Genomic DNA, 24,197 nt, shown 5'->3' on the forward strand with positions numbered 1-24,197 from the left:
GCGAGCGCGACCGAGGCCGAGATCATCGCCTTCTGCCGCACCCATATGAGCGGGTTCAAGACGCCGAAGGCCGTCGTGTTCGGGCCGATCCCGAAGACGTCGACCGGCAAGATCCAGAAATTCCTGCTGCGCAATCTGGTCGACTCGGCGAAGGCGATCTCGGCTTGAGCCATCATGAAACGGTTTCGAACGCCGCCAGCGTGCTGAGACGTAGCACACCGCACGCAGGCACCGCGCGTCGCGCTCCTTCCCTCCACTGCCCGGAGCTCTCACGAGCTCCGGGCTCTCTTTTGGCAGGCAGCGACCCATTCGGCGCGATGACGGCGATCGCAGCGTCAGTATCTTGGCGACACCCCAGTGGCATGGGCGGCAGGTCAACGCGCGGGGCGAGGTCCGCCAGGCGCTCGCGCCGGTCACTAATCAGCTGGCTCGGTTGTGGTTCAAATACGTGCGAGATATGCCACTCGGCAGAGACAAAGATCTCTTCACGACCGGCTGGTGTCCTCCAGCCCTGCGCGCCTCGCGATCAGAAAGATGGTCGGAGGAGACGGGTATCGCTCGAGACGCGATCCTTTTCCTCGATCGTCTTGCCGTCCACCGTTGGCGCAAGATCTGCGACAGTCCCCTCCAGGATCGTGGCCACCTCCAACAGTGAGATCACCAGGCGTGGCATGCGCCGGAGTTTCTCTTCAACGGCAACCGCGCGGAGATCGTTCATCGACTGCCCACCGAGCAGGCGCCATCCCCCAAAGGCGATCTCGCGGACATTGCCGGAGAGGTGTCCCACTGACGACAACGACTGCTTTGATTCAAGCAAGAGCTCGTCAGCCATGCGATCCATCACTTTGATCACGGCAATCGCATCCCGCGCGACACTAGCGAGACTGTCCCCATGGCCATTGTGCTTGCCGGATTTACCGAGGCTCTCCCAAAGCGCGATGGCCACAGATCGATTATGCAGTTCGGAAAGTCGGGCCACCAGCGTCGAGAATCGCGACCGAGCGGTTCTAACAAGTGCTTCCAGCAATGACAGGTTGGCCTGCATCGATGCCGATGCGGCCTTCGACCTGATGAGTGTGAAGTACATCATTTGCTCCAGAGGCGCCCTGCGATCGCGGCAATACAACTCTAGATTACAGAAGGGCAGCGCGCTTGAACGTCTTGAGCCACGATTGATCAATGCACGCCTCGAAAGCTGATCCCGCTAAAATTAGTCTGCCAGCATCTTGCCAGCCGATCGCCAGCGCCGCAGCGGAATGACGGCTTGGCAAGTTCGGACCGCAAAAAACATGATATGCACCAATCTCGATGGTGAGTTTTCTCTCGCACGCATCGCCAGGGAATGGGGTCTATCGGCAGCGCATTTTGCCCGCGCTTTCAAAGTCAGCACGGAGACACCGCCACATGTGGGCTGCGCCGGCAGCCGAGCTGTCACTGCCCCTCTCTTCGAAAGCTATTTAATCCTATCATTGCCCGGCCTAACCGCTTGAAAATACTGGATAGGAAGAGCACCTTGCGCATGAATCGCCTATCGCGATCCAAACATTTCCGTTCAGCCCTCCTCGCGGAGGCAACGCTCCCAATGAGGCCATATGGCTGCTACGTCTGCCGACAAGCTCAAGCTTTTTCGTATCCGCCGCGCGCCAAAAGGCGGCCGCAAGGCGGCCGCGCCGGGCCCTGACGTCGAAGAAAAGATCCTTGATGCGGCGGAGTTCGTATTTGGGCATTTCGGCTTCCGGGGGGCGACGACTGCTCTGATTGCCAAAAAGGCATCGATCGCAAAACCCCACATCTACTACTATTTCGAGGACAAGGAGGATCTCTACCGCGCGGTGCTCGAACGTGCGATGAACATGTGGGCGCGGGATATGGACAATCTGGACATGACGTCCGACATCCAGACCATTCTTATCGCCTACATCCACAAAAAAATCGATTTCTCGCGAGATCACCCTCATCTGTCGCGCATCTATGCAAACGAAATCATCAGCGGCGCACAATTCATCGGCAGCTTCATCGAGAAGGTCTCAACCCCATTGCTGCTCGACAAGGTCGCGACGTTGGAGCAATGGGCGGCGAGCGGGTCCATTCGCGCGATCAGCGCAGTGGATCTCTTCTTCTGCATCTGGGCAATGACGCAGGCTTATGCCGATTTCTCGAGCCAAATGATCATCATGAAAGGCAAGCGGCAGCTGGAGGATGCGGATTTCGATTCCGCAAAAGCGACCATCGTCCAGCTCGTTCTTGGCGGCCTCGGGCTTGAGAAGAGCGACAAGCCGACGAACCGGCTCCCGACGAGCGGGCCACGGCAAAGCCGGGCACCTAAGGCACGATGACATCTGGATGAATCGTCATCGCGCTTTCGGTTGTCGTCTGCGCACGACATCCACGCAAGCGTATGCCGCGTTTGTCGCGAAGGAAGATTGCTTCGCACCTTTCGGGACCATGCTTTAGGCCCTTGCTCGGCCGCGCGCATCCCGACTCTTCAAGACTTTCCCTCGACAAACGTCACTTCGGCGCTCGCGGCCGACCGGCCACTCTACCTTTAGTTGTTCGCCCAGCTCGCGTCAATGACTAGAGGCGGCCATGAAAACCTTATTGTAAAACTATTTTATCGAACGTAAAATTATTTTATCGATCGTTACAGAGATGGCATGTCGCTTGCTTCGATCCGATCGCCTCGCATGGTGCGGGCCTTCGTCAAACAAACATTGGAGAGAGGATATGACATCCAACAGCGGCGACGTTCCCGCGCTGGTCATTATCGGTGCTCATCCCAAGCTCTATAATCACGACCTTGCTCCGACCGCGCCCGAGGGACGAACATGGGGAGTATTCAGCCTGTTCGCGATGTGGATGTCGGATGTCCACTCGGTTGGCGGCTATACCTTCGCCGCAAGCCTGTTTTTTCTCGGCTTGACCGGATGGCAGGTTCTTATCTCCATGACGGTCGGCATCACGGCGGTCTACTTCCTAATGAACCTCATTGGCCGCCCCTCTCAACGATACGGCATCCCCTTCCCGGTCATGGCGCGCGTGTCGTTCGGGGTAATGGGCGCCAATCTCGCCGCCATCGTGCGAGGCGTCGTCGGCATCGTCTGGTACGGCGTACAGACCTACTTCGCCTCGAAGGCGGTCCAGGTCCTCATCATCACTTTGGCACCTTCAGCAGTCGATCTTACGCACAACAGCACTATCGGCCTGTCCACCCTCGCCTGGTTCAGCTTTCTGTTCATGTGGCTGTTCCAGCTCATCATTTTCCTGAGCGGCATGGAGCGCATCCGCCGCTTCATCGATTTCTGCGGACCGGTGGTCTACGTTGTCATGCTGGCCCTCGCGGTCTGGATGCTGTGGCAGACCGGCTTTTCGAGCCTGTCGCTTCAGCTCAGCCCACCCGCGGCATCGAACGCGGCAACGATTGGGGTGATGGCCAATGCCGCAATGCTGATTGTCGCGTACTTCTCGGCCCTCCTGCTCAATTTCGGTGACTTCGCCCGGTTCGCCAAGAGCGAGGACGCCATGAAGGCAGGAAACCTGCTCGGCTTGCCCGTCAACTTCCTGGTGTTTTCGATCATCACGGTGATCGTGACGGCCGGCACTCTGAACGTGTTCGGGGAAGCGATCATGGATCCAGTCCTGATCGTCGAGAAAATCGGCAACCCCATCGTCGTCATTGTGGGCTCGATCACGTTCATCGTTGCGACCATGGGCATCAACATCGTGGCGAACTTCGTTTCCCCCGCCTATGACATCTCCAACCTCAATCCGGAGCGCATCAATTTCAAGATGGGCGGCCTCATAACGTCTATTCTGTCAGTGCTTGTATGTCCCTGGCTGTTCGTGGCGAGCCCATCGGCCATCACGCTGTTCGTGAGCATCTTCGGCTCAACGCTCGGACCGATGTTCGGCATCATGGTCGCCGACTACTACCTCGTGAGAAAGCAGATCGTGAGAGTGGATGACCTCTATACGATGTCGCCGAGCGGAGCATTCCACTACGACGGCGGCTGGAACTCCAGGGCGTTGATCGCGCTGGCACTATCCGGGGTCCTGTCGATTGGATTGTCCCTGTTGGGTGCCTATGGACTGATCCTCAACGTCGGAGACTGGGGATGGCTCATCGGAGCTTGTGTCGGAGGAACGATCTACCGAGCGCTATCGAAAGAGCAGGACTCGGTCCCCATCGTCGTCGGGGCAGGTGAATGACGGCCGTCTTCGCGGACCCACCGCCATGCCGGCGGCGTCCGGGAAGAAACTTCAGCATGCGCGTTCGACCGAACGCGCATGCAAGATTGAGACGAGCTCGTGATCACCTCAGCAGCTACTGCCGATTATCCGCCCGTTCTGCGGTTTTCAGTGGATGCAGATCGTTGACCGCTTCTTCCAATATGGTCGCGACCTCCAGCAGCAAAATCACCAAACGCATTATCCGCTTGAGATTGTCCTCGTCAGGAACGGCCGGCGGAGCACCCGGCTTCCGCTCGCCCGCCGAGCGCTGTCGTCCGAAGTCGATCCTGCGGATCCGCGAGGTTGCGCTTGAACACCTTGAACCAAGGTTGAACGAATCGAGCCTGCGACGACATGCGGCGGCAGGGCTGGTCGCAGACTGCGCCAAACGGTTCCGGCGGCGCTCCGGGAGCCGACAATGATCAATGCTGGCCGCTACGGAGATCGCTTCGCAAGACTATTTCCCATGCTCCGGCAGCCGAACACCGGAACAGTCAAATCGCTACAGAAGGGAGCGTTCGCCGCCGTCCGGATAACATATTGCGGGGCGGTCGGTGATCCGACATTGCCATCCCCGGCCGACGAGGCTTTTGGGCTTTGCGTTCGGCTACAGCATCAGAGAGGCGAGATATGGGTGGACGGCCGACATATGCGCAAGGGCGCCTTGAAGGACGAAACAACCGTCTACGATCTGCGATGCGAAACGATCATTCACTTCCATGACCCATTCGACTTCCTGTACCTCTATCTGCGCCACAACGCGCTAAGTGAACTTGCGACCGAGCTTGACCTTGGTCGCTTTCAATATGACGTCGTAGCCGGTGCGAACCTCCTCGACCCTGTCCTGGCACATTTGGGCCGCTGCCTGCTGCCGGCCTTGGAGAGACCTCAAGAGGCAAACGAGCTGTTCATCGGCTATGTTTCGATGGCTCTTAATACTCATTTCCTCCGCAAATACACGATCAGTCGACCTGGCAACCGCCCTTGCCGCAGCGGATTGGCGCCATGGCAGCTTCGGACCGCGAAGGCACTCATCCGCGCGAATCTGGACGGCAAAATGTCACTGGCACGGATCGCGTGCGAATGTGGCTTGTCAGCTGCCCACTTTGCGCGCGCTTTCAGGATTAGCATGGGGGCACCACCGCACCGGTGGCTGATGAATCAACGCATCGAGCAAAGCAAGGCCTTGCTGCTGGACTCGACGTTGTCGCTGACGGAAATTGCAATCAAATGCGGCTTCGCCGACCAGAGTCACTTCACCAGATCCTTCTCAGCGGCGGTTGGCGCCACACCAGGCCGCTGGCGACTGATCCGGAAGACTTAAAGCGCGCCGCTAGATGCTCGAAACAGGCTCGCATGCCGACACTCGACCGGTCTGACTTTCTCATCATTCCATCGAACGAAAGTGCTCCTCGACCGACCACTCAACCAAACCGACCGCTCCGGAAGGCTTCGAGGCTCGGAACGTCGTTTCGCCTGTCGATGAGGCCTGCGACGACACGGCTCGTGGCACCGGCCAGGGTCAAGCCGAGATGTCCATGTCCAAAGGCGTGGATCAGGTTGGGAAGGCGCCGGCTGGGTCCGATGACGGGCAGCGAGTCCGGAAGCGAAGGACGAAAGCCGAGCCATCGCGACTGAACCGGTCCAAGGTCCGGGAAAATCCCGCGGACGCCGCGCTCCAGCAGCGCGATCCGGTTCGGATTGATCGGTGCTTCGAGGCCGCCGAGCTCGACCGTTCCCGCAACCCGCAAGCGGCCCGCCATCGGCGTGAGATAGAAGCCGAGATCGACCGGACTGACCGGCCGCTTGATCGGGCAGGCATCCATCGCGAATTCGATGTGATAACCGCGCTCGGTGTCGAGCGGGATGTCGTCTCCGGCTTGTGCGGCGAGATCGCGGGACCACGCACCAGCGGCAAGGACAACACTATGTGCTTCGATCGTGCGGTCGCCACACACGAGATGGATGCGGCCTCCCTCCTGCGGTTGCAGCCGGTCGACACGCGCGCGTTCGAACAAGGCGCCTTTCGCCGCCGCCCCGGATGCCAGCCGGCCGGTCAGTGCGGCCGGATCAACGGTGTGAGCCGCATCGGGAAAGAAGATGCCGCCGGCTGCGCGCGGCAATGCCGGCTCGAGCCGCGCGACCTCGTCCGCGCTCAATCGCTGTTGTCGCACGCCGAGCTCGTTGCGGAGGCGGGCTGCCCAATCGCCGTCGTCGTGTGGCATTTTCCCGCGATAGAGATAGAGGCAGCCTTCATAACGAAGCAGATCCGCAAGCTGCGCCTGCTCGGCAAGCTCGCGCCATGCCGGAATTGCGTCCTTCAGCAGGCCCGCAAGCGCGTGTCCGTTGCGGCGCGCGCGGGCAGGCATCGATTGCCAAAGGAAGCGCGACAGCCACGGCACGAGTGCGGGCAAGGCGGCCAGCCTCACCGAGAGAGGGCTGTCTGCGCCAACAAGCAGGCTCGGCAAGTTGCTGAGAACATCGGGGTTGCCGACCGGCGCGCAAGCGTAGGGCGCAAATGTTCCGGCATTGCCGTAGGAGGCGCCCGAACCGGGCTCGTTGGGATCGATGACGACGACGTCACGGCCGCCGTCCGCCAGCCGAAACGCGATCGCTAGCCCGATGACCCCGGCCCCGACGATCGCGACGTCCGTTTTGATCAATTCGGCCACAATGCCTCAGACCGCTCCCGAGATTTCGAAATGACCGGCATTGAGCAGGTCGGCCATGATCGCAAGCGCCTGGCGCAATTCACCTGAAGACGGTGCTGCACCGACATTGATCCGCACCGCATGGGCGAGGGTCTCGCGTCCGACGGCGAACGCATCCGCCGGGAGCACGCCGACGCCCCGCTGACGGCAGGCACGGGCGAACGCCGCGCCGCGCCAGGGTTCGGGCAAATGCAGCCAGGCGTGCGGCGACGTCTCCTGCGACTGGACATCGAAGGCCGCAAGCGCATCACGCAAAATGGCCTGCCGCCGACGCAGCTCCTCGCGCTGAACGTCGATGATGCGCCTCGCGGTCCCCTCCTCCAAAAGGATGGTGGCGATCAGCGCCGTGAGCGGGCTGATGCTCCAGCAATCGATCCGGAGCGCCGCTGCAACGTTGCCCAGTACCGCACGCGGCGCGACGACGAATCCATAACGCAGGCCCGGCGCAATGCATTTCGACAGGCCGCTGATATGGACGGTGAGTTCGGGCTCCAGCGCTGCGAAGGACGGGACGGCGCGATCGAGCAATGGACGGTAGACGTCGTCCTCGATGATCAGCACGTTATGGCGGCGCGCGATCGCGGCAAGCGCGCGGCGACGCTCCTCGCTCAAAGTGACCGTGGTCGGATTATGCAGGGTGGGCACCAGGAAAACCGCGCGCGGACGCAGGGTCGCGCAAGCCGCCTCGAATGCGTCGGGCCGCATGCCCTCGCGGTCGATCGACACCCCACGCAGGTCGACGCCTTGTGACCGGCACAGCGCGCTGATGCCTTGATACGTGATGGAATCGGCAAGCACGACATCGTCGGGCTGCGTCAGGGCACGCAACACGCAGGCAAGGCCATGCTGAGCGCCATCGGTCAGCACGACGCGGCCTGCATCACCGTCGCCCGCGACGCCATCGAGCCAATCGGCGACCGTGGCGCGCGCCCATTCAGGACCCTCAGGAGGATGGTAGTCCTGCAAGGCGCTGAACCTGCGATCTTTTGCGATGTGCGGGAGCAGCAGCGCGAGCGCTTCGCGATAGGCCGACGTGGCCGGCCTGTTGACGGACAGATCGATCAAGCCGGCCTCATCGCTGGGAGCCGATTTGAAGCCGCCCTCCTCCGTCTCCCTACCCGCGACAAGGGTCCCGCGGCCAGGGCGCGCCTCCACAAGTCCTCGCTGCTGCAACGCAGAGAAGGCACGCGTGACGGTCGTGACATTGATGCCGAGCAGGCGCGCAATTTCCCGGTGCGGTGGCAAACGATCGCCTTCTGCCAGCTCTCCGCGTGCAATTCTCTCACCGATGGCATCCGCCAAACGCTGATAAATTGGTCGATCGTTGTTCGGCAATTCCAGATTTTCGAGCATTGCGGCTTGGCGCCCCGGACGTTCCTGTCATCAGCAAAGCCTTCTTATCATGGAGAAAAGGACCAGACAATCTGACTTGTATGCATACCAACAGGCTTTGCAAGTCTATTATATGGCACGATGTCTGCCATAAATTGCATCATATGATCCGCTTGACGGTGGAATTTCCGCATTATACGGTCACTCAATATCGTATTGTCTGACCACATAACTGCGGCGGGGCGCCCTGGAGGTCGAGCGATGGTTTTATCAGGACAAAGCACGTCGCTTCGCGAAGCGTTGACCGAGAGCGCCCCCTCCGCAATGGACCGGCCGGCAGCCGTCGCCGGCGGAAGAACGGGGCCGGCGGCCCGGGCCGACGCCAAGTTTGTCGAATTCATCAACGTCGAAAAAACCTATGGAAATTTTCACGCCGTCCGCCGGCTCAATCTGAGCATCGGCCGCGGCGAGTTTCTCACCTTCCTCGGGCCGTCGGGCTCCGGCAAGACCACGACCCTGAACATGCTGGCGGGCTTCGAACGCCCGAGCCAGGGCGTGATCACGCTCGACGGCAAATCGGTCGACCGCCTGCCGCCCTATGAGCGCAACATCGGCATGGTGTTCCAGAACTACGCCCTGTTTCCGCATATGAGCGTAGCCGACAACGTCGCCTTCCCGCTCTCGGTGCGCAAGGCGCCGAAGGCCGAGATCGGGCCGCGCGTCATCCGCGCGCTCGAGATGGTCAAGCTGGAGCGCTTCAAGGACCGCAAGCCGACGCAGCTCTCCGGCGGACAGCAGCAGCGCGTCGCGCTGGCGCGCGCGCTTGTCTTCCAGCCGACCCTCGTCCTGATGGACGAGCCGCTCGGCGCGCTCGACAAGAAGCTGCGCGAGCACATGCAGATCGAGCTGAAGCAGATTCACGAAATGCTCGGCGTCACCATCGTCTACGTCACGCACGACCAGAGCGAGGCGCTGACGATGTCGGATCGGGTCGCGATCTTCGAGAGCGGCAACATCGCCCAGATGGGTACGCCCGATGCGCTCTACAACGAGCCTGCGACCGCCTTCGTCGCCGGCTTCATTGGCGAGAACAATGCGCTGGATGGCGTCGTCGAACGCGTCGACGGCGATCAATGCCTGGTCGCGCTGCCGACGGGACTGACGACATCCGCCATGGCGATCGGCGGCATCAGTCCCGGAGCCGCGGTCCAGCTGGCGATCCGGCCCGAGCGGATCGCAGGCAACGGCGAGCCGGCGGACAACCGCTTCAAGGCCATTGTCGAGGGCCGAATCTATCACGGCGACCATCAACGCCTGCTCGCGCGCCTGCCGGGCGGACAAGTGCTGACCGTCAAGGTCAGCCCCGACGCTGCGATGGCGACGGGCGAAACCATCGATCTGAGCTGGCGCACGATTGACTGCCGGGCCTTTCCGGCGGGCGCAGCTCCAGACGGCAACACTCCGAACACAGGGAGCGTGACATGAAGTTGATCTACCGGACGACCTTGGTTGCCTTATTACCTGTCCTGGCAAGCGCAGGAATGACCTCGCAGATCCGGCCCGCCAGCGCCGAAGAGCTCACCGTCATGGCAACCGGCGGTGAGTGGCAGGCGGCGCTGCGCAAGGCCTGGTTTGAGCCATTCGCCAAGAAGACCGGCATCACGTTCAACGAGCAGGAATACACCGGCGAGCTCGGCAAGATCAAAGCCATGGTCGAGACCGGCAATGTGCCGATCGATCTCGTGACCGTCGAGACTTCGACGGTCCTGCAAGGCTGCGACGCCGGCGTGCTGATCCGCCTCGACTATGCCAAGGTCGCCGATCGCGCGCGGTTCCTCCCCGGCACCGCGCTCGACTGCGGTGTCGGCATCGACGTCTATGGTGACGTCCTTGCTTACGACACCACCGTGTTGAAAGAGGCGCCGACATCGGTGCTCGACATTTTCGACACCAAGAAGTTTCCGGGCAAACGCGCCATGCGCAAGGCGCCGGCACAGAATCTCGAATGGGCGTTGATGGCCGACGGCGTGCCGATCGCCGAGATCTACAAGGTCCTGGCGACGCCCGCCGGCGTCGACCGCGCCTTCAAGAAGCTCGATACGATCAAGAAGGACATCGTCTGGTGGGAGGCCGGCGCGCAGCCGCCGCAACTGCTCGCGTCCAAGGAGGTGGTGATGACGACCGCCTGGAACGGACGCATTCAAAACGCGATCGACAAGGACAAGCGGCCGTTCGCGATTGTCTGGGATAACCAGATCGTCGAGTACGACATGATTGCGATTCCGAAAGGCGCCAAGAACCTCGACCTCGCCTACAAGTATCTGGCTTATGCGGCCGGGCCCGAGGTGAGCGCGCAGCTCGGCGCATACATCCCCTACGGTCCCGTGATGGCGGATGCGACGCCTTTCGTGCCCAAGGATGTGCTGGCGAAGCTGCCGACGGCGCCGGACCACATGAAGACCTATCTGGTCGGCGATGTCGAGTTCTGGGGCGACCATGGCGAGGACCTGGTGAAGCGCTTCAACGCCTGGCTTGCCCAGTAGATAGCGCGGCGATAGCGCGGCGAGATCGCGATCGGGCAACCTGCCCGATCGCCAGCGACCACACGAGGTGACGTTCATGTCGTCGATCGCAATATCAGGCGTCAAACCGCGCGCCGGCGCCACCGACCGCAGCGACAGCCTGCGGCCACTGGCATTGGCCGCGCCGCTGCTGCTCCTGCTCGCCTTCAGCTTCGGAGCGCCGATCGTGCTGCTGCTGTCGCGCGCGGTCTATGAGCCGACCATCGCCAACGCGCTGCCGCACACCATCGCGGCGTTGCGCACGGACAGCGCGCGTGTCCCGGCCGAGCCGGTGTTCCGCGCCCTCGCGGACGACCTGAAGACCGCCCAGGCGGCGGGCGCGATCTATGAATTCGCCAAGACGCTCAACACCCGCCTGCCCGGCGCGCGCAGCCAGGTGCTGCGGCTCGCGCGGCTTGCCGGCCAGGATCCGGCGGCCACCAAGGAGGCGATGATCAAGGCCGCGCCGCTGCTCGGCGAAGACCAGGGCTGGACAGCGATACGCGCGGGAACCAACCGTTTCACCTCGTTCTTTCTGCTCAGCGCGTTCGATCTGCGCTGGACCGACCAGGGAACGATCGGCGCTGTCCCGGCCGAGCAGGCCGTGTTCACCCGGGTGTTCGGACGGACCTTCCTGATCGCGACGCTGGTGACGCTGGCGACCCTCGCACTCGCCTTTCCGCTTGCTTATGTCATGACCAACGTGCGGCCGGTGATCGCCGGCATCGTGCTCGTGTTGGTGTTGCTGCCGTTCTGGACGTCAATCCTGGTGCGCACGGCCGCATGGACCGTGATCCTGCAGAAATACGGCCTGCTCAACGATCTGCTGCTCTGGCTTGGCGTGACATCGGATCGCCTGGAGCTGATGTACAGCCGGACCGGTCTCATCATCGCGATGACGCACATCCAGCTGCCCTTCACGCTGCTTCCGATCTATAGCGTGATGCGCGCGGTGCAGACCTCGCAGCTCAGGGCAGCTCAATCGCTTGGCGCGCGGCCCTTCACCGTGTTCCGCAGGATCTACCTGCCGCAGGTCATGCCCGGTGTCCTGGCCGGCTGCCTGCTCACCTTCATCCTGTGCCTTGGCTATTACATCACGCCAGTCCTGGTCGGCGGCGCCAGCGACCAGCTGATCAGCAACTTCATCGCCAACTACGTCAATGTCGAGCTGAACTGGGAAATGGCGGCGGCGCTCAGCTTCGTGCTGCTCGCATCCACGCTCGGCCTGTACGTGACGATGACACGCTATCTCGGTCTCGACCTCTTCAAGATGGGATGAAGCGCCATGCTGTCGCCCTACCCGACCACCTCTGAACGGATCCGCGTCGCCGCGCTCTGGATCTGGTGCGTGCTGGTGCTGATCTTCCTCGTCGTGCCGATCTTCGTGCCCGTGCCGCTCTCGTTCAACAGCGGATCGTTCTTTACTTTTCCGCTCGCAGGCGTTTCGACACGCTGGTACGAGGTCGTGCTCGGCACGCCGCGTTGGCGTGCTGCCATCGGCAACAGTCTGCTGATTGGGGCGGGTGCGACCGTGCTTGCCACCTTTCTGGGAACGCTGACTGCGATCGGCTTGTCGGACCCGAAATTTCCGGCGCGTCGGTTTGTCGTGCCGCTCCTGATCTCGCCGCTCATCGTGCCCGTCGTCGTGACCGCCGTCGGGACTTACCTGTTCTATGCCCGGCTCGGACTCGCCAATACCTATGCCGGCATCATCCTCGCCCACACCGTGCTGGCGAGCCCCTTTGTCGTCGTGACCGTCGGGGCGAGCCTCTCGGGGTTCGATCGCAATTTGATGCGGGCGACATCGATCCTCGGAGCAAGGCCCCTGACCGGATTCTTCCGGGTCATGCTGCCGCTGATCCTGCCCGGCGTGTTGTCCGGCGCGGCCTTCGCCTTTGTGACATCGTTCGACGAGGTGGTCGTCGTCCAGTTTCTTGCCAACGCCCAGCAGCGCACCTTGCCGCTCGAAATGTTCACAGGCCTGCGCGAGCAATTGAGCCCTGCGATCACAGCCGCTGCGACATTGATGATGGCACTGTCGATCCTGTTGCTGATCGTTGCCAATCTGCTGGCCCGCCGGTCCAGACAAGCCGGCCTGCCGGCCGAGTGAGGCCTTGTTGCATGTCCTTCCATACGACGATCAACGGCACACGCTGGACCTTTGATGACCTCAAGACGCTGCTCGCCAAGGCATCGCCGGCCCGCTCCGGTGATGCCCTGGCGGGCATCGCGGCGCAAAGCGCGATCGAGCGCGTCGCCGCCCAGACGGCGCTTGCCGATCTTCCGCTCAAGACGTTCCTTGATGTCGATCTCGTACCGTACGACGAAGACGAGGTCTCTCGTCTGATCCTCGACCGCCATGACCTCCCGGCATTCGCGCCGGTGTCCCATCTCACTGTAGGCGGGTTCCGCGAATGGCTGCTCGACACACGCACCACGACAAGCCAGCTGACGGCGCTGGCCCCTGGCCTGACCCCGGAAATGGCTGCCGCAGTCTCCAAGATCATGCGTGCGCAAGACCTGATTGCGGTTGCCGCCAAATGCAACGTCGTGACCGCGTTCCGCAGCACGATCGGATTGGCCGGCCGACTCTCCACGCGGTTGCAACCGAACCATCCGACCGACGATTCACGCGGAATTGCCGCCAGCCTGCTCGACGGACTCCTGTTCGGAGTCGGCGACGCGGTCATCGGCGTCAATCCCGCAACAGATACATTTCATGACTATGTGCGCGTCGTCACCCTGCTCGACGATGTCCGCCAACGCCTCGACGTTCCGACGCAGACCTGCTGCCTGGGTCATGTTACCACCGCGATCCAGGCCATCAATCTCGGCGCTCCGGTCGATCTCGTCTTCCAATCCATAGCCGGCTCGGAAAAAGCCAATCTAGGATTCGGGATCAGCCTGTCCGTCCTAGCGGAGGCCCACGATGCCGCGCTTTCGCTGGCGCGCGGCACGGTCGGCCGCAACGTGATGTATTTCGAGACCGGGCAAGGCAGTGCCTTATCCGCAGATGCGCATTTCGGCATTGACCAGCAGACGATGGAGGCGCGAGCCTATGCCGTCGCGCGGCGCTTCAGCCCGCTGCTCGTCAATACGGTGGTCGGCTTCATCGGTCCCGAATATCTCTACAATGGCAAGGAAATCACGCGGGCCGGGCTGGAGGACCATTTCTGCGGCAAGCTGCTCGGCGTGCCGATGGGATGTGACGTCTGCTACACCAATCACGCCGAGGCCGATCAGGACGACATGGACACGCTGCTGACATTGCTAAGTGCCGCGGGTGTCAGCTTCGTCATCGCGGTCCCCGGAGCCGATGACGTCATGCTGAACTATCAGAGCCTGGCGTTTCACGACATCCTTTACGCGCGCCAGACCCTCGGCCGCCGATGCGCGCCGGAGTTCGAGAGTTGGCTGAGCCGGGTCGGCCTCGCCGACGCGGACGGTCGCCTGCTCGAGCAGCCAGCATCCGGAGCGATCGGTCCGGCCATTGCGTTGATCGAGACGATGAGAGCCTGATGATGCGCGACGACCCTCCCCGTGACGGCGATCAGCTTGCGGTGCTGGATAAACTTGCAGGCCTGCGGCGCTTCACGCCGGCACGCATCGCGCTCGGACGATGCGGTTCCGGTCAACCGACGATGACGAGCCTCAACTTCATGCTCGACCATGCGCGCGCGCGTGACGCGGTTCACACGGCACTTGATTTCGAGGCGCTCGGGCGATCGCTTCGCGAGCGGAACTGGGACGTCATTGCCGTCCGGAGTGCTGCGGTCGATCGGGCCGAGTATCTGCGCCGCCCGGATCTGGGACGCCGCCTTTCGCCCGAGGGGCGTCTTGCCATCGAAGGCCAGCGGCGTGGCAACGACGTCGCGATCGTCGCCGCCGATGGCCTCTCCGCTTCGGCCATCGAGATCAACCTGCGGCCATTGCTCGATCATCTGCAACGGCTGTTGTTGGCCAAGGGCCTCACTGTCGGTCCCATCGTTCTGGTCGAGCAGGGACGCGTCGCAATCGGCGACGAGATTGGTGAAACCCTTGGCGCGAGGTTGGTCGTCGTCCTGATCGGCGAACGTCCGGGTCTATCGGCCGCGGACTCGCTCGGTGCCTACATGACGTGGCAGCCACGAATCGGCACGATGGATTCGAACCGAAACTGCATATCCAATATTCGCCCCGCCGGACTGCTGCCGGAAGACGCGGCAGCCCAGATCGTCGGCTTGATCGAACTGGCATTCAAGCATGCCGTGACGGGTGTACAATTGAACGATTTGCGGGAAGCGGACGCAATGCTTCTGGTCGGGCCTCGCGCAAACCACGTAAACCGATGAGCGACTCCCGCTTTCCGCGCGGGCTTAAGTTCAAGATCACTGGCGAGTGGCTCCCGGCGGTGCGCAAGCTATTCGGAACCTCGACGTAGGAAAAAGACGGCTGGCTCTATCCATCAGAGGTCATCATGGCCAATGGAAGCGGAGAGCGGCTCGAACCCTCGACCAAATCTTCTGATGAACCAGAAAATACTAAGCACCTCTCCCTGGCTTGGCTTGGTCGGGATCAAAGGAGATCTCGAGGATCATCTGCTCCGGACATCGCGCGACAATTCACCTGTCGCCACATTTATCAAATGAATCCGCGCACAAGCCGGGCAATGCACGACCAAGACCGCCTCGGCACGCGCCCCTGAGGCAGGCTCGCAGATAGGATGTTGAACGTTCATGCCCGTGTTGGGGCAGCGAAACAGGATGTTGGACATGGAAGCTCCGTGACACAGACCTGTCTCTCCCCTGCCCGAAGATCAACTCAGGAAGATCACCTAGGCGGCAGAAGCCAAAACCCCATCCTGATACCGCCGCTCACTCCCTTCGATGCTCGATCCGTTTCGCCGACCCACCGTTAGTGGTAACATGTAACAGTTGCGCGCAGCGCGGGGGAGCAGACCATGCACAGGTACGTCGCCCGGGCAAACATCGATCACTACGTAGAGATTTTGAAGGACATGAGCCTGTCGACGCAGCGCCGAAGCACCACGATCGCACTGCTTATTGCTGAGCTCGACAAGCTCGGCGCGGACGGCGAGCATCTGGAGTTCGCGGAAACCAAGGTTTCAGCGAGCCGTCAACAGGTCGCACAAGCAGCCGCCCGCCGCGATTCTCTCGCCCTCGGCACATCCGCGCGGGAAAACGCAGAGAGATACCTGATCCACCTTGAGAATGTTCATACGGTACTGGATGATTTCTGCCACCGCCTTCGTCACAGAATCGCATCGGGTCCCGCTTGAGAGCTGACGGAGGTCGCGCAGGTAACGCGACACCAAGCCGCGAACTCTTGAGGAGGTGATGGTCGGCTCGGTTGCGATCAGGCAGCGACGGACTCGTTCGTTTCTCTGTTGCCGAGTAGTGGCGTAAACTGCTCCGCGGTCACGGTTTCGTTTGCAATCAACAGTTCAACACCGGCGTCAAGGTCGGCACGGCGTCGCTGCAGGATATCGCGGGCACGGCGATCACCCTCCTCGATCAGATTGCGCACGGCAAGATCAATCTCGCGGCCGGTGGCTTCGGCAGCAGTCACGACCGTATCCTGGGCCGCGAGAAATGCCTGGGGCTTGGGGGCATAGGTGCGCTGCCCGACCGTCTCGTCCATGCCGTATTTGGTCACCATCTCAATGGCCACCTCGGTCGCACGTTGAAGATCGTCGGCGGCCCCGGTCGAAATCGCACCATCGAAGATCAGGCGCTCCGACGCGCGTCCACCCATCAGCACCGCGACCCGGTTCTTCAGCTCTTCGATGGTCAGCAGGAACCTGTCTTCGGTGGGACGCTGAATGGTGTAGCCCAGCGCCCCGATTCCACGCGGGATGATCGATACTTTCTGCACCGGATCGACCCCCGGCAGGCTCGCAGCCACGAGAGCATGGCCCATCTCGTGATATGCAACCCTACGCCGCTCCTCCTTGCCGAGCACCCTGCTCTTCTTTTCCACTCCGGCAACGATCCGCTCGATCGCGGCGACGAAATCGGCGAAAGAGACCTCGCCAGCGCCCCGCCGGGTCGCGGCTATCGCGGCCTCGTTGACGAGATTGGCAAGGTCAGCCCCCGTGAAGCCGGTTGTGAGGCCAGCTACCTTCTCCAGATCAACTAGCTCACCCATCCGGATCTTGCGGACGTGCACTCTGAGAATGGCAATGCGCCCCGTCTTGTCTGGCCGGTCGACGAGGACCTGCCGGTCGAACCGTCCTGCCCGCAACAGCGCGGGATCCAGGATTTCAGGGCGATTGGTCGCCGCCAACAGGATCACGCCGACGCTCGGATCGAAGCCGTCAAGCTCGGACAGGAGCTGGTTGAGGGTCTGCTCCTTCTCATCATGACTCGACAACGACAGCGGTCCACGGCTACGTCCAAGTGCGTCGAGCTCGTCGACGAAGATGATGCATGGGGCTGCCTTGCGGGCTTGCTCGAACAGGTCACGCACGCGCGCGGCGCCGACGCCGACGAACATTTCGACGAACTCGGAGCCCGAAATCGAGAAGAACGGAACGCCGGCCTCGCCGGCGACAGCGCGGGCCAGCAACGTCTTGCCGGTACCGGGCGGTCCCACCAATAGGATGCCCTTCGGCACATGCGCACCCAGTCTGCCGTAGCTGCCGGGATCCTTTAGAAACGACACCACCTCCTGCAGCTCGAATTTCGCGTCATCGACCCCGGCGACGTCGGCGAAAGTCACCTTGATGTCCTTCTCCACATAGACTTTGGCACGCGACTTACCAATCGCCATGAGTCCGCCAAATCCCTGCCGGCCGGTCATGCCGCGCCCGATCCAGTACCAGATCAGGAAAAAGACCACGATCGGGAAGATCCAGGACAGCAGGCTTTGCAATGCGCCGCTCCCGGGAACGCCAGTGACGCTCACGCCCTTCTGCGCGAGCTTGTCGGCCAGGACCATATCAACCCGCGCGGTGACGAACGCAGACTTTCCGCTCGGGAGTTGTTCCTTCAGCTTTCCCTGGATGCTATCGGGTCCCACGGAGACCTCTGCGATCTTTTCCTGGGCGAGCAGCTGCTCAAACTGGCTGTAAGGAATGGTCTCGATCGAATTATAGGTTGCGACAAGGAATTGCAGGGCGACGAGCAACATACTGCCTGCGAAGATGATGGCCATCACGATGGTCTGCTTTCGCGACCCTTGACCTGCCTCCACCTGCTCCTCCCATCAACATCAGCTCGCACTCAATTGGTAACGGGAGATGGCCGCGTCGGATTGATTCAGGTCCACTCGATGGCCAACACCGCTGCAGACCGCGACATCGGCATTGATCACCTGTTTGACCAAGATCAATTTCCGTCAAGCACAGTCGTACACAATGTTTGGCGAGATTTCGGCACAAGGCAGCACAGCCGAGGCATTTCAATGGCTCACAAACAAGTTTTGTTCCATTCAGCCGCGCGCGAGAAAGTCCTGCGCGGCGCTTCCCTGCTCGCGGATGCGGTGCGCGTTACGCTCGGTCCGAAGTCGAAATCCGTTCTGATCCAGAAAGGATGGGGGGCGCCGATCGTCTGCAACGATGGTGTCACCATCGCGAAGGAGTTTGATCTCAAGGACGCCGAGGAAAATCTTGGCGCTCAGGTTCTTCGCCAAGCCGCCGAGAAGACGGGTGACGTCGTCGGAGACGGCACCAGCACCTCGACCATCCTCGCGCATGCCATCCTGTCGGACGGAGTTCGCAACGTTGTTGCCGGCGCGAGTGCGATCGACCTGAAGCGTGGTCTGGACCGAGGGACGCAGGCCGCCATCGCGGCGCTGCGCGCGATGGCAAAGCCGGTGAAGACGGGAGCCGAAAAAGCTCAGGTCGCGACGATTTCGGCCCACAACGATACGTCCATCGGTGAGCTGGTCGCCGACGCGATCGAAAAGGTCGGCGGTGATGGTGTGATCTCGGTGGAGGAATCCAAGACGACAGAGACCCTCCTGGACGTCGTCGAAGGGATGAAATTCGATCGTGGCTTCCTGTCCCCTTACTTCGTCACGGATGCCGACCGGATGGAATCGGTGCTGGAGGACCCATACGTCCTTTTGTGCGACCATAAGATCGGTGCATTGCGTGACCTCGTCCCCGTCCTTGAGCAAGTCGCCAAGAGCGGCCGGTCGCTCCTGATCATCGCCGAAGACATCGAGGGCGAAGCTCTGGCGACGCTCATCGTCAACCAGCTGCGTGGCGTGCTCAAGGCCTGCGCGGTCAAAGCACCTGGATTCGGCGATCGGCGCAAGGCCATGCTGGAAGACATCGCGATTCTAACCGGCGCCCAGGTGATCTCGGAAGACATCGGCCTGAAGCTCGAAAGTGCCACCCTGGAGCAGCTCGGCCGCGCCGCGCGCGTGGTTGCGGACAAGGAGAACACCACCCTCATCGGCAGTGGCGGCGACCGTTCGCGCATCGACGCGCGGGTCGCCCAGATCCGGGTCGAAATCGAGAAGACCACCAGCGACTACGACCGGGAGAAACTCGAGGAACGCCTCGCCAAGCTCTCTGGCGGCGTCGCCGTGATCCGGGTCGGGGCACCGACCGAAGCCGAGATGAAGGCGAAGAAGGAAGCCCTCGACGATGCCATTAGCTCGACTAAGGCTGCGGTTGCGGAAGGCATCGTACCGGGCGGCGGACTGGCGCTGCTTCGGACTGTCGCAGCCGTGGCCAAGGAAGAAGCGGCTTGCGAGGGAGACGAACGTACTGGCGTGCAGATCCTGAGGCGAGCACTCGAAGCGCCGGCCCGTCAGATCGCCGAGAATTCCGCTACCGATGGAGGCGTCGTCGTTGCGCGGATGCTCGGCAGCGAGGGAAATTTCGGCTTCGATGCTGCCCGCAAGGTCTATGTCGATCTCGTGGAATCCGGCATTGTCGACCCCGTGAAAGTCGTGCGGACCGCACTTGAAAACGCCGTCTCAGTGGCGAGCGTCCTGCTTCTGACAGAAGCGACGATGACTGAACTTCCGGAGGCGAAGCGCGAGCGCTTGGCGGAGCACGATATGGCGATGTAGGGCACGTCCCAACTGCCCCGTTTTTTTGGCCAGAAGGTTGACGACACGATCGTCCAGATCTTGCCTACACTTCTGACACCGGCGTGGGAATTTGAGGGAGATCAACCAACGCGCGACAGCCGCGATTATTCTTTCTGTTGACCAATATGGTCAGCCTCTAAGGAGAAGATGATCATGGCAACCGAAACCAAACTACCCGTCACCAAGACCTCCACCGCACCCGCAGCGCCCGGCACGGCATGGCAGCCATTCCAGGCCCTGAGGAACGAAATCGATCAGATCTTCGACGATTTCGGCAACGGTTTCTGGAAGCGGCCATTCCCGTCGCTTGCCCGGCTGGAGCGTGATCTGTCCAAGAACTTCAGCGCGCCAGCCGTCGATGTTTCCGAGAGCGACAAGGCTTACGAGATCACGGCGGAGCTTCCCGGTCTCGACGAGAAAAACATCGACGTCAAGCTCGCCAATGGCGGTCTCACCATCCGCGGCGAGAAAAAGGAAGAGACTGAAGAGAAGAAGAAGGACTATTACGTCTCCGAGCGCCGCTATGGCTCCTTCGAGCGCTACTTCGCACTGCCGGACGATGTCAACTCCGACAAGATCGAGGCAACGTTCAAGAACGGCGTGCTCAAGGTCGTCTTGCCGAAGACCGAAGAAGCGCAGAAGTCTGCCAAGACCATCAACGTGAAGGCCGCCTGAGCGACCGTCGAGGGGAGGCTGTGATTGTCGCGGCCTCCCCGACGACCAACATATCGGCAAGCGCACCACGCTATCACCGCTTTGCCTCGCAATAGCGCAATGGAGATGTTCCACCTTTCGCGTTGTTGGAGATGCCATCGAGGAATTGACTGGCAGCGTCGCGCGCGGACAGGAAGCGACGAGGTGCGGCCGACGGAAAGCGGCCTACGAATGCTTCCTGCGGTTAGGCAGATTCAGCGTCCTCCAGAGCCTCCTTGACCGCGCGTCGGACAGGATTGTCTGGAATGAAACGTTGATAAGGGAGGTTTGCCATGCAGGCACGAGACGTGATGGTATCGCCAGTGGTTACCGTGGGACCGACTGCAACCGTCCGCGAAGTCGCTCAAAAGCTGCTGGAGCGTCGGATCAGCGCTGTACCGGTCGTGGATGCCGACAACAAGGTTCTCGGAATCGTGAGCGAAGGCGACTTGCTGCACAGGGCCGAGAGCGGGACCGAACGCTCTTCTTCCTGGTGGTTGCGCCTGTTGATCGGCGACGCCCAACTCGCGACCGACTACGTCAAGTCGCACGCGATCAGGGTGCAGGATATCATGACGCAGGATGTTGCGACCGCGGCGCCCGAGACGCCCTTGCATGAGATCGCGGTGCTTCTCGAAGAGCGTAGGATTAAGCGCGTTCCCATCGTCAACAGGGAAGGTCAGCTCATCGGAATCGTCAGCCGGGCCAACTTGCTCCAGGCGATCGCAAGCGCCAGGCCGACGCTCGAGATATCGCTGCCAGATTCAGCCATCCGAAAGAGGTTCTTCGAGGAAGTCCGAAAGCAACCATGGGCTCATACGTTCAATTTGAATGCGACCGTGCAGAATGGTGTGATCGATATCTGGGGCTTTGCCCCATCGCTCGCCGAACGTGCGGCCGTTCGCGTTGTCGCAGAAGCGATCCCGGGCGTGGTGGCGGTGAACGACCATCTGCTGGAAACCCCCGCCTTCGTCTATTGACCTGCAGGACCAGTGATCAGACACGGTCGCTGGTCGGCCGCCCGGCGGCGCCGCGTCGATCTCACGGGTCCGCCCTCGACGCGGTCGGAGATGATAACAATGCGACCGCCGCGCATTTCGACATCGGCGCGAAACTCATCGCTTGCTGTCACGATGGTCCGCCGCGAATGGCGGGGTCGGGCTGTGTTACAGATCTCTCCGTCACCTCATCATGGCGGATGTCTGGAAGATGCGCCCCCACGACGCGAGCGCCGTGATGTCGCCGCCGGCGAGACCGAGGGTTCGCCATAGCGTGACCGCGACGGAATCGAGGACGGCGATATCAAGCTCGCGTTCGAGTGCGGGCGCAAGCGCCGCGCCGTCGAGATTGGTGCAGAGGATGACGGCGGCGTCGGCCCCCTGCGCCGCGACCGCGCGGACCATGTCGGCGATATCAGCGGGAGCGACCTCGCCGAAGGAAAAATTGTCGCGCAAGCCGAGATGCCGTTCAGCATGCGGTGCGATGCCCTCCCCGGCCCAGACATTGCCGATCCGCCGCTGCACGTCGTCCGTATAGGGCGAGACGAGCGCGACGCGTTTGGCGCCAAGCGCGCGGACAGCCTCGATACAGGCGAGCGTCGAAGTCGTCGCGGGCACGTTTGTGCGCGCCGTGATCGCCTTGCATAGGCTCCTGTCCCTGTCGATGCCGAGCCAGCTTGCGGAGGTGCCGTTCCAGGCGACGGCATCGACCTTGGCATCGGCAAGCAAGTCCGCCGCAGGCAACATCACCGAAACATCGAACTGACTTAGCGCGGCAGCATCGAGCGCAATCTCGGTGACGCGAAAGCGCGAGAAATGCGCGGTGACGTCGGTTACATCATGCAGCATCGCGCTCGTGACCGGCTCGAGCACCGAGTTGGAGGACGGCGTGATCATGCCGAGGCGCTTGCGCAAAACTGACATCGATCACGATCGCTCCGTTGTGGCGAAGCGCATCCGCGCCCGCTGCAAAGGATCATCCGCATCCCCTTGCGTTCGCGCAACCGGCAATTTGCATGCTGCATACAATTTGTTCGATAAGCACGTGTTTTGAGCCACATACGTCTTCTATTTGAGCACTTGGTTTGACTGGGAATGGCTAGGATCGGGCGCAACAGGAAGTCCCCGCGTGCAGCACAGATCCGATCCGAACCCGGGACGAAAGTCGCCCAAACTCAAGAGGATGGGCCTGCACGAGCGCGCTGCCGCGCGGATGCGGACGATGATCATTCGCGGTGAGCTCCCGCCGGGATCGCAGACCCAGGAAACAAAACTGTCGAAGGAGCTTGGCGTGTCGCGCACTCCGCTGCGCGAGGCGATGAAGGTGCTGGCGGCTGAAGGATTGATCGAGCTTCGCCCCAATCGCAGCCCGCGCATCGCCGACATTGCAGTCGAGACTATCTCGGAGCTATTCGAAGCGCTCGCCGGCATCGAGCGGCTCGCGGCAGAACTCGCCGCGGAGCGCGCCAGCGAACGCGATCTTGCCCGCCTGCGCACGCTCCAGACCCGCATGGAAGGTCATCATCGCAACGGCAAGCTCGACGATTATTTTGCGATCAACGGCGAGATACACAACACCATCGTCCGCATGGCCCGCAACACGCCGCTCCGTGAGGCGCACGAGACATTGATCTCCCGGGCCGAGCGCGCGCGCTATCTCGCGCTGGGCGCCGACAAGCGCTGGAGCAATTCGGTCGAAGAGCACGCCAATATTCTCGCCGCACTCGAAGTACGGGACAGCGAGGCAGCAGGACGCCTGCTCGGCGCTCATGTCCGTCAGACCGGCATCGCATTGCTCGAGACTCTTGTCCCCAAAACCAAGCTGACGGCGGCCTGACCATGAAGCTGCTGCTGCTCAACCCCAACACCAGCACCCCGGTCACGCAGTTGATGACCGAGGTCGGGCAGCGCGCAGCCGCCCCCGGCACCGAGCTCATCCCCTGCACCGCGGCCCGCGGCGTGCCCTATATCGCAACGCGCACCGAGGCGCAGATCGGCGGCGCTATCGTGCTGGAAATGCTGGCCGAGCAGCATCGCAAGGTCGACGCCGCGATCATCGCCGCCTTCGGCGATCCCGGCCTGTTCGCTGCGCGCGAGACGTTCGACATTCCCGTGATCGGTCTTGCGGAAGCCGCGATGCTGTCGGCCTGTATGGCTGGGCGCCGATTTGCAATCGTGACCTTCGCGCAAGCGCTCGGCCCCTGGTACGAGGAATGCGTGCGCGACCATGGCCTGCGAGAACGCTGCGCCGGCATCCGCATGCTCGACACGCCGTTTCAGGCCATCTCCGATGTCGGCGGCGAGAAGGAAGATGTGCTCGTCGAGCTGGCGCAGCGAGCCATCATCGAAGATGAGGCCGACGTTCTGATCTTTGCCGGCGCGCCGCTCTCCGGCCTTGCCGAGCGCGTGGCCGACAGGATCCCCGTTCCTGTGGTCGACCAGGTCGTCGCCGCCGTGAAGCAGGCCGAGGCGGTGGTAGCGCTGCGGCTGCGCAAGGCGACCGCAGGCACGTTCCGCCGGCCGGCCGCCAAACCGACCATCGGTCTTGCCGACGCGCTCGCCGCGCGGCTCGAGCGGCGCGACAGCTAGGGAGGCCCCGGCGGCGATGCAAGAAGTTCAATCCGTTT

General features: G+C 62.0%; 21 protein-coding genes and 2 pseudogenes. 16 read left to right on the forward strand and 7 right to left on the reverse strand.

Annotation, left to right across the window (positions count from 1 at the left end):
* A pseudogene (locus XH80_RS31505) lies at positions 1–168 on the forward strand (acyl-CoA synthetase); the annotation flags it as partial.
* Between the two features lie 358 nt (positions 169–526).
* Here the strand turns inward: XH80_RS31505 and XH80_RS31510 are convergent.
* Entirely contained in the window at positions 527–1,087 is a 561-nt protein-coding gene (locus tag XH80_RS31510) for a hypothetical protein (RefSeq protein ID WP_271601968.1), read from the reverse strand.
* A 505-nt stretch (positions 1,088–1,592) separates the two neighbouring features.
* Here XH80_RS31510 and XH80_RS31515 point away from each other — a divergent pair.
* Together XH80_RS31515 and XH80_RS31520 are read left to right on the forward strand one after the other, a co-directional pair.
* On the forward strand, positions 1,593–2,336 hold the full coding sequence (locus XH80_RS31515) for a TetR/AcrR family transcriptional regulator (RefSeq protein ID WP_442869189.1): 744 nt from the start codon (positions 1,593–1,595) through the stop codon (positions 2,334–2,336).
* Between the two features lie 325 nt (positions 2,337–2,661).
* Positions 2,662–4,206 (forward strand): NCS1 family nucleobase:cation symporter-1, encoded by a 1,545-nt coding sequence (locus XH80_RS31520; RefSeq protein ID WP_271601969.1) that lies wholly within the window; start codon positions 2,662–2,664, stop codon positions 4,204–4,206.
* 115 nt (positions 4,207–4,321) lie between these two features.
* On the opposite strand, the gene XH80_RS31525 is transcribed toward XH80_RS31520, so the two are convergent.
* Positions 4,322–4,615, reverse strand: a complete 294-nt coding sequence (locus tag XH80_RS31525; RefSeq protein WP_271601970.1) for a hypothetical protein — start codon at positions 4,613–4,615, stop codon at positions 4,322–4,324.
* 30 nt (positions 4,616–4,645) lie between these two features.
* Here XH80_RS31525 and XH80_RS31530 point away from each other — a divergent pair, with 30 nt between their 5' ends.
* Positions 4,646–5,551 carry an AraC family transcriptional regulator gene (locus XH80_RS31530; RefSeq protein WP_271601971.1) on the forward strand — a complete coding sequence of 302 codons (906 nt, stop codon included), beginning with the start codon at positions 4,646–4,648 and terminating at the stop codon, positions 5,549–5,551.
* 100 nt (positions 5,552–5,651) lie between these two features.
* Here the strand turns inward: XH80_RS31530 and XH80_RS31535 are convergent, their stop codons facing one another.
* The 3 genes and pseudogenes from XH80_RS31535 to XH80_RS31545 form a co-directional block, all read right to left on the reverse strand.
* Positions 5,652–6,899, reverse strand: a complete 1,248-nt coding sequence (locus tag XH80_RS31535) for an NAD(P)/FAD-dependent oxidoreductase (RefSeq protein ID WP_271601972.1) — start codon at positions 6,897–6,899, stop codon at positions 5,652–5,654.
* 6 nt (positions 6,900–6,905) lie between these two features.
* Entirely contained in the window at positions 6,906–8,003 is a 1,098-nt protein-coding gene (locus XH80_RS31540; protein ID WP_271602340.1) for an aminotransferase-like domain-containing protein, read from the reverse strand.
* 69 nt (positions 8,004–8,072) lie between these two features.
* Positions 8,073–8,291 (reverse strand): annotated as a pseudogene (locus XH80_RS31545) (GntR family transcriptional regulator); the annotation flags it as partial.
* Between the two features lie 303 nt (positions 8,292–8,594).
* Here XH80_RS31545 and XH80_RS31550 point away from each other — a divergent pair.
* The 7 genes from XH80_RS31550 to XH80_RS31580 all read left to right on the forward strand — a co-directional run bounded on the left by XH80_RS31550 (position 8,595) and on the right by XH80_RS31580 (position 16,109).
* Positions 8,595–9,755: an ABC transporter ATP-binding protein gene (locus tag XH80_RS31550; protein WP_442869191.1), complete on the forward strand. Its 1,161-nt coding sequence runs from the start codon at positions 8,595–8,597 to the stop codon at positions 9,753–9,755.
* The gene (locus XH80_RS31555) at positions 9,752–10,813 is read left to right on the forward strand and encodes an ABC transporter substrate-binding protein (RefSeq protein ID WP_271601974.1); all 1,062 of its coding nucleotides are present in this window, start codon (positions 9,752–9,754) and stop codon (positions 10,811–10,813) included. The genes XH80_RS31550 and XH80_RS31555 overlap by 4 nt, the downstream gene beginning before the upstream one ends.
* A gap of 76 nt (positions 10,814–10,889) precedes the next feature.
* Positions 10,890–12,110, forward strand: a complete 1,221-nt coding sequence (locus XH80_RS31560) for an ABC transporter permease (RefSeq protein WP_271601975.1) — start codon at positions 10,890–10,892, stop codon at positions 12,108–12,110.
* 6 nt (positions 12,111–12,116) lie between these two features.
* Complete coding sequence (locus XH80_RS31565; RefSeq protein ID WP_271601976.1) at positions 12,117–12,941, forward strand: ABC transporter permease; 825 nt, start codon at positions 12,117–12,119, stop codon at positions 12,939–12,941.
* An 11-nt stretch (positions 12,942–12,952) separates the two neighbouring features.
* Positions 12,953–14,350, forward strand: a complete 1,398-nt coding sequence (locus XH80_RS31570; RefSeq protein WP_271601977.1) for an ethanolamine ammonia-lyase subunit EutB — start codon at positions 12,953–12,955, stop codon at positions 14,348–14,350.
* Entirely contained in the window at positions 14,350–15,162 is an 813-nt protein-coding gene (gene eutC / locus XH80_RS31575) for an ethanolamine ammonia-lyase subunit EutC (protein WP_271601978.1), read from the forward strand. Before XH80_RS31570 ends, eutC begins: the two co-directional genes overlap by 1 nt.
* Positions 15,163–15,770: 608 nt before the next feature.
* Positions 15,771–16,109 carry a hypothetical protein gene (locus tag XH80_RS31580; RefSeq protein WP_271601979.1) on the forward strand — a complete coding sequence of 113 codons (339 nt, stop codon included), beginning with the start codon at positions 15,771–15,773 and terminating at the stop codon, positions 16,107–16,109.
* Positions 16,110–16,186: 77 nt separating this feature from the next.
* Here XH80_RS31580 and ftsH read toward each other — a convergent pair whose 3' ends face one another.
* Complete coding sequence (ftsH, locus tag XH80_RS31585; RefSeq protein WP_205668304.1) at positions 16,187–17,986, reverse strand: ATP-dependent zinc metalloprotease FtsH; 1,800 nt, start codon at positions 17,984–17,986, stop codon at positions 16,187–16,189.
* Positions 17,987–18,235: 249 nt separating this feature from the next.
* On the opposite strand from ftsH, the gene groL reads away from it, so the two are divergent.
* From groL to XH80_RS31600, 3 genes are all read left to right on the forward strand, one after another.
* Positions 18,236–19,858: a chaperonin GroEL gene (gene groL / locus XH80_RS31590; protein ID WP_271602341.1), complete on the forward strand. Its 1,623-nt coding sequence runs from the start codon at positions 18,236–18,238 to the stop codon at positions 19,856–19,858.
* Positions 19,859–20,032: 174 nt separating this feature from the next.
* Positions 20,033–20,554 (forward strand): Hsp20/alpha crystallin family protein, encoded by a 522-nt coding sequence (locus XH80_RS31595; RefSeq protein ID WP_271601980.1) that lies wholly within the window; start codon positions 20,033–20,035, stop codon positions 20,552–20,554.
* A 311-nt stretch (positions 20,555–20,865) separates the two neighbouring features.
* The gene (locus XH80_RS31600; RefSeq protein ID WP_271601981.1) at positions 20,866–21,552 is read left to right on the forward strand and encodes a CBS domain-containing protein; all 687 of its coding nucleotides are present in this window, start codon (positions 20,866–20,868) and stop codon (positions 21,550–21,552) included.
* Positions 21,553–21,753: 201 nt separating this feature from the next.
* Here the strand turns inward: XH80_RS31600 and XH80_RS31605 are convergent, their stop codons facing one another.
* Positions 21,754–22,494 carry a maleate cis-trans isomerase family protein gene (locus XH80_RS31605; protein ID WP_057758574.1) on the reverse strand — a complete coding sequence of 247 codons (741 nt, stop codon included), beginning with the start codon at positions 22,492–22,494 and terminating at the stop codon, positions 21,754–21,756.
* Between the two features lie 205 nt (positions 22,495–22,699).
* Here XH80_RS31605 and XH80_RS31610 point away from each other — a divergent pair, with 205 nt between their 5' ends.
* Both XH80_RS31610 and XH80_RS31615 read left to right on the forward strand, forming a co-directional pair.
* Positions 22,700–23,407: a GntR family transcriptional regulator gene (locus XH80_RS31610; RefSeq protein ID WP_271601982.1), complete on the forward strand. Its 708-nt coding sequence runs from the start codon at positions 22,700–22,702 to the stop codon at positions 23,405–23,407.
* Between the two features lie 2 nt (positions 23,408–23,409).
* Positions 23,410–24,159: an aspartate/glutamate racemase family protein gene (locus XH80_RS31615; RefSeq protein ID WP_271601983.1), complete on the forward strand. Its 750-nt coding sequence runs from the start codon at positions 23,410–23,412 to the stop codon at positions 24,157–24,159.
* The last annotated feature ends 38 nt before the right edge of the window (positions 24,160–24,197 follow it).

It is taken from the genome of Bradyrhizobium sp. CCBAU 45384 (assembly GCF_028128665.1).
In the GTDB taxonomy this organism is placed as follows: domain Bacteria; phylum Pseudomonadota; class Alphaproteobacteria; order Rhizobiales; family Xanthobacteraceae; genus Bradyrhizobium; species Bradyrhizobium manausense.

Coding starts and splice junctions, on each gene's coding strand:
- XH80_RS31515 (WP_442869189.1), top strand. CDS start 1,593: ATGGCTGCTACGTCTGCCGACAAGCTCAAGCTTTTTCGTATCCGCCGC.
- groL (WP_271602341.1), top strand. CDS start 18,236: ATGGCTCACAAACAAGTTTTGTTCCATTCAGCCGCGCGCGAGAAAGTC.
- XH80_RS31530 (WP_271601971.1), top strand. CDS start 4,646: ATGATCAATGCTGGCCGCTACGGAGATCGCTTCGCAAGACTATTTCCC.
- XH80_RS31555 (WP_271601974.1), top strand. CDS start 9,752: ATGAAGTTGATCTACCGGACGACCTTGGTTGCCTTATTACCTGTCCTG.
- XH80_RS31570 (WP_271601977.1), top strand. CDS start 12,953: ATGTCCTTCCATACGACGATCAACGGCACACGCTGGACCTTTGATGAC.
- XH80_RS31565 (WP_271601976.1), top strand. CDS start 12,117: ATGCTGTCGCCCTACCCGACCACCTCTGAACGGATCCGCGTCGCCGCG.
- XH80_RS31580 (WP_271601979.1), top strand. CDS start 15,771: ATGCACAGGTACGTCGCCCGGGCAAACATCGATCACTACGTAGAGATT.
- XH80_RS31605 (WP_057758574.1), bottom strand. CDS start 22,494: ATGTCAGTTTTGCGCAAGCGCCTCGGCATGATCACGCCGTCCTCCAAC.
- eutC (WP_271601978.1), top strand. CDS start 14,350: ATGATGCGCGACGACCCTCCCCGTGACGGCGATCAGCTTGCGGTGCTG.
- XH80_RS31615 (WP_271601983.1), top strand. CDS start 23,410: ATGAAGCTGCTGCTGCTCAACCCCAACACCAGCACCCCGGTCACGCAG.
- XH80_RS31510 (WP_271601968.1), bottom strand. CDS start 1,087: ATGTACTTCACACTCATCAGGTCGAAGGCCGCATCGGCATCGATGCAG.
- ftsH (WP_205668304.1), bottom strand. CDS start 17,986: ATGGCCATCATCTTCGCAGGCAGTATGTTGCTCGTCGCCCTGCAATTC.
- XH80_RS31600 (WP_271601981.1), top strand. CDS start 20,866: ATGCAGGCACGAGACGTGATGGTATCGCCAGTGGTTACCGTGGGACCG.
- XH80_RS31550 (WP_442869191.1), top strand. CDS start 8,595: ATGGACCGGCCGGCAGCCGTCGCCGGCGGAAGAACGGGGCCGGCGGCC.
- XH80_RS31560 (WP_271601975.1), top strand. CDS start 10,890: ATGTCGTCGATCGCAATATCAGGCGTCAAACCGCGCGCCGGCGCCACC.
- XH80_RS31595 (WP_271601980.1), top strand. CDS start 20,033: ATGGCAACCGAAACCAAACTACCCGTCACCAAGACCTCCACCGCACCC.